Source organism: Mycobacterium sp. IDUB_39 (genome assembly GCF_055419205.1).
Genome location: NZ_JBVAXF010000003.1, coordinates 657,875 through 670,546, shown reverse-complemented (window position 1 = coordinate 670,546; position 12,672 = coordinate 657,875). Strand labels below are relative to the sequence as shown.

Annotated in this window: 15 protein-coding genes; 10 read left to right on the top strand and 5 right to left on the bottom strand. The window is 66.1% G+C overall.

The features are described 5' to 3' along the window. Nucleotides 1–156: 156 nt before the first annotated feature. Nucleotides 157–588, top strand: coding sequence for a D-aminoacyl-tRNA deacylase (gene dtd, locus ACZY0X_RS15180; RefSeq protein ID WP_463771503.1), 432 nt, complete (start codon nt 157–159; stop codon nt 586–588). Between the two features lie 17 nt (nt 589–605). Then, nucleotides 606–941: a hypothetical protein gene (locus ACZY0X_RS15175; protein WP_463771502.1), complete on the top strand. Its 336-nt coding sequence runs from the start codon at nt 606–608 to the stop codon at nt 939–941. A gap of 26 nt (nt 942–967) precedes the next feature. On the opposite strand, the gene urtE is transcribed toward ACZY0X_RS15175, so the two are convergent. The 5 genes from urtE to urtA are packed head-to-tail and all read right to left on the bottom strand — an operon-like array spanning nt 968 to nt 5,773. Further along, entirely contained in the window at nt 968–1,660 is a 693-nt protein-coding gene (urtE, locus tag ACZY0X_RS15170) for an urea ABC transporter ATP-binding subunit UrtE (protein WP_463771501.1), read from the bottom strand. After that, nucleotides 1,660–2,490 carry an urea ABC transporter ATP-binding protein UrtD gene (urtD, locus tag ACZY0X_RS15165; RefSeq protein WP_463771499.1) on the bottom strand — a complete coding sequence of 277 codons (831 nt, stop codon included), beginning with the start codon at nt 2,488–2,490 and terminating at the stop codon, nt 1,660–1,662. Before urtD ends, urtE begins: the two co-directional genes overlap by 1 nt. Continuing rightward, nucleotides 2,487–3,611, bottom strand: a complete 1,125-nt coding sequence (urtC, locus tag ACZY0X_RS15160; protein ID WP_463771497.1) for an urea ABC transporter permease subunit UrtC — start codon at nt 3,609–3,611, stop codon at nt 2,487–2,489. The genes urtD and urtC overlap by 4 nt, the downstream gene beginning before the upstream one ends. Next, nucleotides 3,608–4,492, bottom strand: coding sequence for an urea ABC transporter permease subunit UrtB (urtB, locus tag ACZY0X_RS15155; protein ID WP_463771496.1), 885 nt, complete (start codon nt 4,490–4,492; stop codon nt 3,608–3,610). Before urtB ends, urtC begins: the two co-directional genes overlap by 4 nt. Nucleotides 4,493–4,495: 3 nt before the next feature. After that, on the bottom strand, nt 4,496–5,773 hold the full coding sequence (gene urtA / locus ACZY0X_RS15150; protein WP_241399334.1) for an urea ABC transporter substrate-binding protein: 1,278 nt from the start codon (nt 5,771–5,773) through the stop codon (nt 4,496–4,498). A gap of 286 nt (nt 5,774–6,059) precedes the next feature. Here urtA and ACZY0X_RS15145 point away from each other — a divergent pair, with 286 nt between their 5' ends. From ACZY0X_RS15145 to ACZY0X_RS15110, 8 genes are all read left to right on the top strand, one after another. Then, nucleotides 6,060–6,494, top strand: a complete 435-nt coding sequence (locus ACZY0X_RS15145) for a hypothetical protein (RefSeq protein WP_463771495.1) — start codon at nt 6,060–6,062, stop codon at nt 6,492–6,494. Nucleotides 6,495–6,570: 76 nt separating this feature from the next. Next, nucleotides 6,571–7,251 carry an AzlC family ABC transporter permease gene (locus ACZY0X_RS15140; protein ID WP_463771493.1) on the top strand — a complete coding sequence of 227 codons (681 nt, stop codon included), beginning with the start codon at nt 6,571–6,573 and terminating at the stop codon, nt 7,249–7,251. Continuing rightward, nucleotides 7,244–7,567: a branched-chain amino acid transporter permease gene (locus tag ACZY0X_RS15135; protein WP_463771492.1), complete on the top strand. Its 324-nt coding sequence runs from the start codon at nt 7,244–7,246 to the stop codon at nt 7,565–7,567. Before ACZY0X_RS15140 ends, ACZY0X_RS15135 begins: the two co-directional genes overlap by 8 nt. A 42-nt stretch (nt 7,568–7,609) precedes the next feature. Then, nucleotides 7,610–8,623, top strand: coding sequence for an Rv2578c family radical SAM protein (locus ACZY0X_RS15130; protein ID WP_463771613.1), 1,014 nt, complete (start codon nt 7,610–7,612; stop codon nt 8,621–8,623). A 48-nt stretch (nt 8,624–8,671) separates the two neighbouring features. Continuing rightward, nucleotides 8,672–9,430: an alpha/beta fold hydrolase gene (locus ACZY0X_RS15125; RefSeq protein WP_463771491.1), complete on the top strand. Its 759-nt coding sequence runs from the start codon at nt 8,672–8,674 to the stop codon at nt 9,428–9,430. Nucleotides 9,431–9,527: 97 nt separating this feature from the next. Next, the gene (locus ACZY0X_RS15120) at nt 9,528–10,889 is read left to right on the top strand and encodes a cytochrome P450 (protein ID WP_463771489.1); all 1,362 of its coding nucleotides are present in this window, start codon (nt 9,528–9,530) and stop codon (nt 10,887–10,889) included. Beyond that, nucleotides 10,886–11,797, top strand: coding sequence for an alpha/beta fold hydrolase (locus tag ACZY0X_RS15115; RefSeq protein WP_463771488.1), 912 nt, complete (start codon nt 10,886–10,888; stop codon nt 11,795–11,797). The genes ACZY0X_RS15120 and ACZY0X_RS15115 overlap by 4 nt, the downstream gene beginning before the upstream one ends. Beyond that, nucleotides 11,794–12,666, top strand: a complete 873-nt coding sequence (locus ACZY0X_RS15110) for an SDR family NAD(P)-dependent oxidoreductase (RefSeq protein ID WP_463771487.1) — start codon at nt 11,794–11,796, stop codon at nt 12,664–12,666. The genes ACZY0X_RS15115 and ACZY0X_RS15110 overlap by 4 nt, the downstream gene beginning before the upstream one ends. The last annotated feature ends 6 nt before the right edge of the window (nt 12,667–12,672 follow it).

Here is a 12,672-nt window from a genome sequence, read left to right as displayed (position 1 = left end):
GACTTCCACCACCCGAACGCATGCTGCGCCCACGTGAGGATGGCGAGGGTTCCTAGCGCACGGTGTTAACGCGCAGGGCCGAACACTGCAGCGGTCAGAACCGATCCGGGGTTCGACCGGTGCAGTCATGACCGGAGTGTGCCACCATCGGCGTCCATGCGGGTACTGGTGCAACGGGTCAGCTCAGCTCGGGTTTCAGTCGGTGGCGAGGTGGTAGGGGAAATCGCGCCACTGGGCCAGGGTCTGCTCGCACTCGTCGGCGTCACCCATACCGACGATGTCGACATCGCGGTCCGGATGGCCGAAAAGCTCTGGCGGCTGAGGATTCTCGACGACGAGCGCAGTGCCGCAGACCTTGACGCCCCGATCCTGGTGATCAGTCAGTTCACGCTGTACGCAGATACAGCCAAGGGGCGACGGCCGTCCTGGAACGCCGCGGCTCCCGGGGCGGTGGCCGAGCCGCTGGTGGACTCGTTCTCCGACGCGTTGCGGGCACTGGGCGCCCACGTGCAGACGGGCGTGTTCGGCGCGGATATGGCGGTGGAACTGGTCAATGACGGACCGGTGACGGTGCTACTGGAGCTGTGAGGTTCTAGGCTCGACCCATGAGGATCACTGTCGGCCTGCTCGCGGGGGCGTTGGTGCTCGCCGGCTGCGCAGCTGGGACCTCGATCAAGTCCCTTGAAGAGGTGGACCTCGAGTCGTGGCGTGCCGACATCGTGACATGGCCTTCCGCGTCCAGCGACCCGGATATGGCCGACGTCTACCGAGCGGCCGTCGATGATTGTGACGGCACCGTCGACGACCTCGCCGTCAAGATGGTCGATCCGGCCGTCGACCCCACGCTGCTCCTCGTCGGAGTCAGCTATGTGTGCCCGGAACAACAACCGAAAGTGATTGAGGCCATGCGGGAGATGCAGCACGGCCAGCCGGCCCCCTGATGCCGCGGGGCTAACCGCTCGGGGGTCTAGATGGCCATCGCGGCACGCACGTCGGCCTCCGATGCTGAACCGCCCGTGCCACTGGAGGTCACACGTCCGGACTCGAGGATGTAGTACCGCTGCGATGACTCCAGGGCGAATCCGATGTGCTGTTCGACGAGCAGCACCCCGAGGTTGCCGCGAGCGGTCAATGTCGTGATGGCGGACTCGATCTCGGCGACGACCGAGGGCTGGATGCCCTCGGTCGGCTCGTCGAGGATCAGGCACGTGGGTGTCGTGATGAGCGCCCGCGCGATCGCGAGCTGTTGGCGCTGACCGCCCGACAGCAGACCCGCGCGCCGGGTGAGCAGTTCCCTCAACGCAGGAAACAGATCAAGCTGCTCATCGATGAGCTGCTTGCCGTTCTTGCGGCCGTCGGCGACCACCTGCAGGTTCTCGGCGGTGGTCAGCTGACCGAAGGACTGCTGGCCCTGCGGAACGTAGGCCAACCCGCGCGTCACGCGGGCGCTCGGCCGCAGTTTGGTGATGTCCTCACCATCGAACTTCACTCTGCCGCCGGAGCACTTCAGCAGCCCGACCGCCGCCCGCAGCAGGGTCGTCTTCCCCGCCCCGTTGTGGCCCATGACAGCGGCCACGCCATCTGAGGGCACCTCGAGGTTCACCCCGTGGATCACCTCGGAACGACCGTAGCCGGTCCGAACGTCGATGAGTTCGAGCATCAGCCCTCCTCGAGCAGTTCTTCGGGCACGCCCTCTGTTCCAGCGGCAGCGGTACCCAGGTACACCTCCTGGACCTTCGGGTTGGCCTGCACCTCGGCCACCGAACCCTCCGCGATGACCTGCCCGCGAGCCAACACCGTGACCGACGTCGCGAAGGCCCGCATGAAGTCCATGTCATGCTCGACCACCACGACCGTGCGTTCACCGCCGATGCGCCGCAACAGGTTTCCCGTCTCCTCGCGTTCCTCGTGGCTCATGCCCGCCACCGGCTCGTCGAGCAGCAGCACGTCGGCGTTCTGCACCAGCAGCATGCCGATCTCCAACCACTGCTTCTGCCCGTGCGCCAGCACACCCGCCGGCTTCTCGGCGAGGTCGGCGAGGCCGGTGATCTCGAGCGCCTCCTCAATGGCAGGCAGTACGCCCGACCGACGGCGAAGCAGTGTCCACGCGGATCGTCCTGCGCCCGCAGCGATGTCGAGGTTCTGCAGCACCGTCAACTGCTCGAAGACGCTGGCCGTCTGGAAGGTTCGCCCGACGCCGAGTCGGGCGATCTGATGCACCTTCTTGCCGAGTAGTTCCACTCCAGACTTGTTGACCGACCCGGTGCCGGACACCAGGCCGGTGATCGCGTCGATCACCGTCGTCTTACCCGCACCATTTGGTCCGATGAGGAAGCGCAGGTCACCCTGGAACAGCGTCAGGTCGACGCCGCTGACGGCCTTGAAACCGTCGAAGTCGACGGTCAAGCCCCGGACTTCGAGGTACTGCGTCCCCATCCCGACGTTGCCGCCGGCAGCGGGTTGGGGAGGTGCTTCGATCTGATGTGTCATGCGTTGACTCCGGCCTTCTCGGGCTCCGGTTCCGGGTCGGGATCGGGCACAGCGACCGGTTCAGGATCATCGTCGGGTTTGTTCTTTTGACGGCGGCGCAGGAACACGCCCAGCCCGGCGAGACCCGCGGGGAAGAACCCGACAACCACGATGAACAGTAGCCCCTGGGCGTAGGTCCACTCGGACGGAAAACGTTCGGATAACAGGGTTTGCGCCCATGCCACGCCGATCGCTCCGAGCACCGGACCGAGCAACGTGGTGCGGCCGCCGATGGCGACACCGATCAGGAAGGCGATCGACGGCAGGATGCCCACCTGCGATGGCGCGATGAAACCGACTATTGGTGCGAAGAGTGCACCGGCGATGCTGGCGAACAGTGCGGCGACGACGTAGGCGACGACCTTGATGTTGGCCGGGTCATAGCCCAGGAACCGCACCCGCTCCTCGCCGTCGCGGACCGCGACGAGCAGTTCCCCGTATCGGCTCTGCATGAGCTGACGCGCCACCGCCACCGACAGCAGCAGGATGGCTGCGGCGATGAAATACAGCATCTGCTTGTTGACCGGGTCCTTCAGCGAGAAGCCGAAGAATGTCCGGAAGTTGTTGAGCCCGTTGCTGCCACCGATGCTGGTCTGGCCGATCAGCAGGATCGCCAGTGCTGCCGCCAGCGCCTGCGACAGGATGGCGAAGTAGGCGCCCTTGACGCGGCGCTTGAACACACCGAGGCCGAGAAGTGCCGCCAGCGCGGTGGGCACCAGCAGGACGGCCAGCAGCGTCACCAGCGGCGACTCGAACGGCTGCCAGTACGCGGGCAACTGCTTCACCCCGGCGATCTGCATGAAGTCCGGGACGGCCTGTTTGGCCAGCGCCGCATCGGAGATCTTCAGATGCATGCCCATGATGTAGCCGCCGAGCCCAAAGAACACGCCCTGGCCCAGCACCAGCATTCCGCCACGGCCCCATGCCAATCCGATGCCGACGGCGACAATAGCGAAGCACAGGAACTTCGCCAGCAGGCCGAGCCGGAAGTCCGACAACACCGCCGGAGCGATACCGAACAGTGCGATGGCGCCGACGGCGAAACCGGCCCACGTCTGCCAGCGACCGATCAGGCTTCTCATACCAGACTCCTCGTCCGAACCGTGAAGAGTCCCTGCGGGCGGACCTGCAGGAAGAACACGATGATCACGAACAGAATCACCTTGGCCAGCGATGCCGTGGTGTTGTACTCGATGAACGAGTTCAGGAACCCGATACCGAGCGCGGCGATGACGGTGCCCTTGATCTGGCCCAGCCCACCGACCACGACGACCAGGAACGCGTCGATCAGGTAACTCTGACCGGTGGTCGGACTCGTCGAACCGATGAGCGTCAATGCCACGCCCGCGACGCCGGCAAGTCCGGAGCCTATGAAGAATGTCGTGATATCGGTCCTGCGTGACGAGATACCGCTGGTCTCCGCCAGATCGCGGTTCTGCACCACGGCCCGGATTCGGCGACCCATCGGACTGGTCTTCAAGGCGGTGGCCAGGACCACCACGGCGACCGCGGCCAGGATCAGGATGAAGATGCGAGTCTTCGGAACAACCGCTCCGAAGATCTGCACCCCACCCGAGAGCCATTCGGGGGCAACCACGTTGACGGCCGGAGCGCCAAAGACGTCACGGGCAATCTGCTGCAGGATCAAGCCGACACCGAATGTGACCAGGAGCGTGTCCAGCGGTCTGTCATACATTCGCTGAATCAGTGTGACCTCCAACAGCACACCCATGGCGCCGCCGACGAAGAAGCCGACCACCAACGAGATCAGCAGTGAAGCACCCGTATTGGAGACCACCTGCTGAACGACGTAGGCGGTGTAGCAGCCAGCCATGATGAACTCGCCGTGCGCCATGTTGATGACGCCCATCTGCCCGAAGGTCAATGACAGGCCCAGTGCAGCCAGCAACAGGATTGAGCCGAGACTCAATCCTGTTGCCAGCTGTCCGATCAGGACATCCATGTGTTAACCGGAGAGCCCGGCGGCCCAGGGGTAGGACTTCAGGTACGGGTCCGGCTCGATGGGGCCGGGGGACTCCCAGATGGTGTAGATCAAGCCGTCGGGACGGATCTCGCCGATGCGAGCAGTCTTGGTGATGTGGTTGTTCTCGCCGTCGATGGTCACCAGACCCTCGGGCGCCTCGAACGTCACGCCACCGGCGTTGTCCTGGATTGCCTTGACATCGAACGACTTCGCCTTCTCGACAGTGTTCTTCCACAGGTAGACCGAGACGTAGGCCGCCTCCATCGGGTCTGATGTGGGCTTGTCGGCGCCGTAGGCCTTCTTGTAGGCCTCGACGAACTTCTTGTTCACCGGGGTGTCGATGGTCTGGTAGTAGTTCCAGGCGGTCAGCTGTCCGGTGATGTTCTGCACGCCGATGCCGCCGACCTCTTCCTCGGCGATCGAGACCGACACCACGGGCATCGTCTCTGGGGTCATGCCCACGTTCTTGTACTCGCGGAAGAACGCGACGTTCGAGTCTCCGTTGAGCGTGTTGAACACGGCGTCGGCGTCGGCGGTGCGGACCTTGTTGACGATCGTCGAGAAGTCCGTCGAGCCCAGCGGCGTGTAGTCCTCGCCCTTGATCTCGATGCCGTTGGCGCTGGCGTACGCCTTGATGATCCGGTTCGCGGTCTGGGGGAAGACGTAATCGCTACCGACCAGGTAGAGGGACTTGACGCCCTTCTCCTTGAGGTAGTCCAGCGCGGGAACGATCTGCTGGTTGGTGGTGGCACCGGTGTAGAAGATGTTCTTGCTCGACTCCAGGCCCTCGTACTGCACCGGGTAGTAGAGCAGCGAGTTGTTGCTCTCGAAGACCGGCAGCATGGCCTTGCGGCTCGACGAGGTCCAGCCACCGAACACCGCGGCCACGCAGTCGCTGCTGATGAGCTTCTCGGCCTTCTCCGCGAACACGGTGGGCTCGGATGCGCCATCCTCACCGACGATCTGAATCTGCTTGTCCATTACGCCGCCGGAGGCGTTGATCTCGTCGACCGCGAGCTTGATCGCATCACGCACGGTGACCTCGGAAATCGCCATCGTGCCCGACAGCGAGTTGAGCGAACCGACCTTGATGGTCGAGCCCGCGGTGTCCACGCACGACTCGGCGCTGGCGCCCTCGGTGTCACTGGCCTTGCTGCCACAGCCCGCCAACAGCAGGCTTGACGTGGCGATCAAACTTCCCGCGACCAGCGCCGATCTGCTCACCCTTGCGCGGGTGATGCGCCCCTCGAACAACCCCATGAACAACCTTTCGTCGAACCGGCAGGACTCCCGCACCGATGCGTGTCGGTGTGCGAGCGCAGGAGTTTGCGACGCCGTGAGGCGTCGAATCGGGACGTTAGAGAGGCTTTGTTTCTGTGGAATTTCTGTACGTCACGAACAAATTAACGACGAGTTCCCGGGGTGTTCGCCGCGTGTTTGTGGGATTCCACGGCATTGGGCGGCATTGAGCGGCTTCGAGCCGCCCCGGACAACACGGATGGCCGACGAATGTAACGTTCCGGTACCGTGCGCCGATGTGAGGATCATGCGTACAGCGACAACCAAGATATTGGCGGCCTGCGGTTCGATCGTGATGATGGGCGCGGGGGCACTGGCCATAGGCCAGGGCACCGCCACCGCCGAGCCCGCGGAGCACCAGGTCAAGTACACGCTGACATCGGTGGGTCCGGGAGACTTCAATCTCTACTACGCGTTCGCGGCGCCCCCGAGCCTGGAGGCCTACCACGCCGACCCGAACGCGTTCGTCAAGAGCGAGAAGGTCAACCTGGCGCCCGGAGCACCGTGGGTCTTCGAAACCACGCTGGGTGACTCGCAGTGGGCGTTCGTCTCCGCGAGCGGCGCCGCCCACGCGATGCAGGCCGACCCGAACGTGCGCTGCGAGATCACGGTCGACGGTCAGGTGGTCGTGGAGCAGACCGGACCGTTCGCCACGCAGTGCCAGCTGCGCTCCTGGAACTGACACATCAGTCACGCACCCGCCCGCGGGATTGACCGCGGCGCGGGCGCGCTGACACCTCGCTCCTAGGATCGCCAGGGTGGAGCGACGGAGCCCGGTGCCCGCGATCGCCGCACCCGTCGGCCTCGGGCTGTTCTCCCTGGGCCTGGCGTTCGGGCTCGTCGTCGTGCACGCCGGTCTGCCCTGGTGGTGGGCGACGGTCTTCACGGCGGTGGTCTACGCCGGCTCGCTGGAGTTCCTCCTGGTTCCGCTCGCGGTGGCGGCGGCACCGCTGGCCGTGGTGGCCTCAACGACCCTCATCGTCAACCTGCGCCACGTCTTCTATGCGCTGTCCTTCCCACTCGACCGCGTTAACGGACGGCTCGCGAAGGTCTACAGCACGTACGCACTGACCGACGAGGCCTATGCGGTCACCTCCGCTGAGCCGGCGGGCTGGACGTCCAGGCGCATCCTGCTCGTGCAGTTCATATTCCAGGTCGCCTGGGTGCTCGGGGCGACCATCGGCGCATTGGCCGGCTCGGCACTCCCGATCGAACGGGTGCAGGGCCTGGACTTCGCGCTGACCGCGTTGTTCGTGGTGCTCGCCATCGACGCCTACCGGGTCAGGCCGGAGGTGTTGCTCGCGGTGTGCGCGGCCGGCTGCGCGATCGTGGCGTGGCTCGTCGCGCCCGAGTGGATGCTGGTGAGCGCGTTCGCCGGGTACACCGCCATCGTGGTCGGCCGGTTGGCGCTGGCGAAGTGGCGACGTGGCCATGGCTGACCCGGCACACATCGCGGCCATGGTGGCGGTCAGCGCCGCGATCACGTGGGCGCTGCGCGCGCTGCCGTTCGCGGCACTCGCCCCGCTGCGACGCTCGGTGGTGGTGCGCTATCTGAGCCTGCACATGCCGCTCGGGGTCATGGTGATCCTCGCGTTTTACACGCTGCGTGAGATTCCGACGGCCGAGGGACTGCAGCGGTGGGCCGCGCTGGCGGCACTGGCGGTGACTGTCGGGCTTCACCTCTGGCGGCGAAATCTCCTGCTGTCGATAGTCGGTGGAACGCTTACCAACGTCCTGATCGCCTCACTGCTGTGACCTGACGCTTGACAATTGATCGAACAGGCGTTCGAATTAGGTGTGCGGTGGGATGGTCAGGGTGTCGATGTCGATGACGGTGCGCTACCGGGACTGCAGCGCCTCGGCTTCGTCCGCACGGTCCGCTCACCGCAGTTCGAGGGCATGGCCTTCCACGAGATTCTGTGCAAGTCGGCCCTGAACAAGGTGCCCGACTCTGCGAACCTGCCGTTTCGATTCACCGTCAATGCCTACCGCGGATGCAGTCACGCGTGTCGGTACTGCTTCGCCCGGCCGACCCACGAGTACCTGGACTTCGATTCCGGTGCTGACTTCGACACGCAGGTAGTCGTCAAGACCAACGTCGCCGAGGTGCTGGCCCGGGAGGTTCGGCGTCGGTCGTGGACACGCGAGACGGTGGCGCTGGGCACCAACACCGATCCCTATCAGCGGGCGGAGGGGCGGTACGCGCTGATGCCGGGAATTCTTGGTGCGCTGGCTGATTCGGGCACCGGATTCTCGATTCTCACCAAGGGCACACTGCTGCAACGTGACCTGCCGCTGATTGCCGAGGCGGGCCGTCGCGTCGACGTGAGCGTGGCGGTCTCACTGGCGGTCGGGGATCTCGATCTGCACCGGCAGGTGGAGCCCGGGACGCCGACGCCGCGGGCCAGGCTAGGGCTGATCCGCGCCATCCGCGAAGCGGGCCTGGACCCTCACGTGATGGTCGCGCCGGTACTGCCGATGCTCACCGATTCCGCTGAGCAACTCGACGCACTGCTCTCCGACATCGCCGCCGCCGGCGCCACCGGTGTGACGATATTCGGGTTGCATCTGCGGGGGTCGACGCGGGGATGGTTCATGTCGTGGCTCGCCCGAGACTACCCGCGGCTCGTCCGGCCCTACCGCGAGTTGTACGGCCGGGGAGCGTATCTCCCGCAGAGTTACCGCGACATGTTGCGTGAGCGGGCCGCGCCACTGGTGCGTCGACACCGCCTCGCCGGAGACCAGCGATCCTTCCGCGCGCCACCTGTTGCTCCGGTCGTGGGGCCGGAGCTGCAACCGACCCTGTTCTGACGGGCGTAGGTTGCCTGTCGTGCGGCAGTCGCGACGATGGAGGTTTCGATGACGGTGGTCCTGGTCCATGGCGTACCCGAGACGGCGGAGGTGTGGGACCCATTCGTCGCCGAACTGGCCCAGCTCGGGGAGACCGATGTCGTCCGCCTGTCGCCACCCGGATTCGGTGCGCCGGTGCCCGACGGGTTCGACGCGACGATGGACGGCTACCACGCCTGGCTGGTCGGCGAACTCGAGAGGATCGGTGCGCCGGTCGACCTGTTCGGCCACGACTGGGGCGGCGGGCACGTGCTCAACGTCGCGATGACGCGACCGGACCTCGTTCGCACGTGGGTGTCGGATGTGCTCGGCGTTTTCGACGCCGACTACGTCTGGCATGACATGGCGCAGCAGTGGCAGACCCCCGAGGTGGGAGAGGCTGTGGTCGCGGGTCTGGCCGGCGCCGCCGTCGCGGACCGCACAGCGTTCCTCACCGCTGCCGGGATGGCCGGCGACGTGGCGGAGCGGGTCGCGCCGGGTATGGACGAGGCGATGGGCCGCTGCATCCTGACGCTGTACCGCTCGGCCGCCCAGCCCATCGTCGCCGACCGTGCGGGTGAGCATCTGCACAAGGCCGCAGCACGGCCAGGTCTGGCCCTGCTGCCCGCCGAGGACACCTACGTCGGCACCGAGGACCAGCGGCGTCGTGCCGCGGGCAGGGCCGGTGCCGGAGTCGTGGTGTTCGACGGGCTCGGGCACTGGTGGATGACGCAGGATCCAGCGCGGACCGCCAAGGTGGTCGTGGACTTCTGGCGGGAGCATCGCTGACGGGGGGTTGTGCCCCCCCGGTACTGAGGCGTACCGTCGCAGTTCGAACTGAGTGCCGACTCTGGAGGCACTGAGTACCGACTCTGGAGGTTTCGACGTGGGCGGGGCGACCACTGATCCAGTACGGCTTCCACCGAGCACGCGTATACCGAAGCTGGTGCAGGGCATCGCGTTCCTGGCCAACCGGGACAAGGCGGTCGCGGCGGTGGCCAGGCGCTATGGATCGGAGTTCACGCTCAACCTGCCGATCTTCGGGCCCACCGTCGTCATCAGCGACCCCGCACTCGTCAAGGAACTGTTCACGATGAACAGCGACCTGATCGCCCGTGCGGGCACGCTCGGCGAGGTCTTCGGTCCCGGTTCGACGTTCAGCCTGGACGGCACCGCGCATCGCCAGCGTCGCAAATTGCTGGTTCCGGCGTTCCACGGCAAGCGCATGCAGGGCTACGAGCACATCATCTCCGAAGAGGTGCAGCGGGAGATCGCCTCCTGGCCAGAAGGGCAGGAGTTCGAAACGCTGCCGTCGATGATGCGGATCACGCTCAACGCAATCCTTCGCGCGGTGTTCGGCGCGGACGGCGCGGCCCTTGAGGAACTGAGAGACCTGTTGCCCACGATGGTGTTGAAGGCGTCGCGGCTCGCGGTGATGCCGCCCGCCTTCCGCCGCGACCACGGTCCGTTGAGCCCGTGGCGGCGGGTGGAGAAGCTTCGTCGCCGCTACGACGCGATCGTCGCGACGCTCATCGCCGACGCGCGTCGAGATCCGTCATTCGAGGAACGCGGCGACGTACTGGCGCTGATGCTGCAGGCGCGGTACGAGGATGGCTCGCCGATCACCGATGACCACGTCGCCGATGAGCTGCTGACCCTGCTCGCCGCGGGTCACGAGACCACGGCCACCACTCTGGCGTGGGCAGTCGAGCGGATCCGCAGGCACCCTCGGCTTTGCAATCGCCTCGCCGATGAGGTCGACGCCGGCGGATCGGACCTGTTGCAGGCCACCATCTTCGAGGTGCAGCGCACCCGCCCTGTGATCAACGGAACCGCCCGGATGAGCAAACAGCGGATCAGGCTGGGGGAGTGGGTGATTCCGGAGCGGCACGTCATGCTCGTCAGCATCTCGTTGGCACACGCAGGAGAGCGCAGCTTCGCCGACGCCGAGACGTTCAACCCGGACCGGTTCGTCGGGAACCCGCCCGACACGCATGCCTGGATTCCGTACGGAGGCGGCATCCGCAGGTGTATCGGCGCCGCGTTCGCCAACATGGAGATGATGGTGACGCTGCGGACCCTGTTGCAGGAGTTCGAGTTCGGTACCACCTACGCCGCCGGCGAGCCCCCTCATTCACGGGGTGTCGCGACGGCGCCCGGCCATGGCGGGCGTGCGGTCGTCTACCGTCGCGTGGTCTCGCCACCCGTCGCGTCGGCCGCCAGCTCGGCGGGCAAGGTCAGGGCGTGACGGACGCCGAGGCCGTCGTACCCGTCGGCCGCGGTATCGAACTGTGCCATGACGCGTTCGGCGACCCGAACCACGAAACGGTCGTGCTCATCGCCGGACTCGGCCAGCAGAAGCACACCTGGCCGGCCGAACTCGCCGCAGGCATCGCGTCCCGCGGCTACCGGGTCATCCGCTTCGACAATCGGGACGTCGGCCGTTCGACGCACATGGACTTCCCGGCACCCAGCACGTTGGCCGTGCTGCGGGGACGCAACCACGAACGCCAGTACCACCTCGGGGACATGGCGCGAGACACCGTCGGTCTGCTGGACGCGCTCGGCCACCGCGATGCCCACCTCGTCGGCGTCTCGATGGGCGGCATGATCGCCCAGACCGTCGCCGCCCACTACCCAGGTCGGGTCCGCACGCTGACCTCGATCATGTCGACCACCGGCGCGGCACGCATCGGACGGCCCGCAGCCACGACGTGGTGGCGCATGGCGACTGCGAAACCCGCCCGCACCCGTGCCGAGGCCGTCGACACGGCGGTGCGGATGTTCGGCCACATCGGTTCGCACGGATACCCGTTCGACGAGGAGTGGGTGCGCGATAAGGCAGGTACCGCCTGGGACCGCGACCCCACCACCGACGGTGTCACCCGCCAGCTCGCCGCCATCTTCGCCTCTGGCGATCGCACCGCCGAACTCCGGCAGATTAATGTCCCAACTCTGGTCATACACGGCGACCGCGACCGTATGGTGAACCCCACCGGCGGCGCGGCCACCGCACGCGCCATACCTGGCGCGCAGCTGAGGACCGTCGTCGGTATGGGCCACGATTTACCGACGGGCGCCTGGGGTCAGCTTCGGGACCTGATTATCGACCACGTCCGCAGTTCAGTACCCGACATCGCAGAGGAGCGACTATGAGCCAGTCACCGGCACATGTCATCAGTGGCAGAACGGTCGTCATCACCGGCGCGGGATCCGGAATCGGCCGGGCGCTGGCACAGCGGCTCTCGTCGAACGGTTGTCCCGTGGCACTTGCCGATGTCAATGAGCAAGCGCTGAAGGAGACCGAGGCGAGCCTCACCGGGCCGACACTGACCCGGGTGCTCGACGTCCGCGACGCCGCGGCGCAACTTGACTTCGCCAAGGAGGTCGGGGAATGGGCGCCAGCGCCGCTGGGCGCGGTGTTCAACAATGCCGGCGTGTCCGTGTCGTCAAGTGTGCTGGACAGTGTCGTCGAGGACGACCAGTGGTTGTGGGATATCAACTTTCACGGTGTGGTCAACGGCACCAGAGCATTCCTGCCGTTCCTGGTCGCCCAGGACTCCGGCGCCATCGTCAACACCTCCAGCGTTTTCGGCCTGGTCGGCATGCCCCACCAGAGTGCCTACTGCGCAGCCAAGTTCGCCGTCCGCGGCTTCACTGACTCGCTGCGTCAGGAACTCCGCGGCACCGGCGTGCGCGCCATCAACGTGCATCCGGGCGGGATCAACACCAATATCGTGGCCAATGCCCGGTTCCGCAAGGATCCGGAGGGCCGCGGACGCAGCCACCAGCAGATGGTCACCGAGTTCGCCGCGCTGACGCTGACCCAGCCCGATAAGGCCGCCGAGGTGATTCATCGCGGGGTGGAGCGGGGCAAGGCGCGCATCCTGGTCGGACCCGACGCCTACGTGTTCGACTTCCTGGGCCGGATCGCGCCCACTCACTACTACGGCATCGTCAGTCGCTTCACATCAGCCGTGAGCAAGTCGGATCGCTCGGGGGCGGGCCAGGACTCACCGTCCTGATCCCGC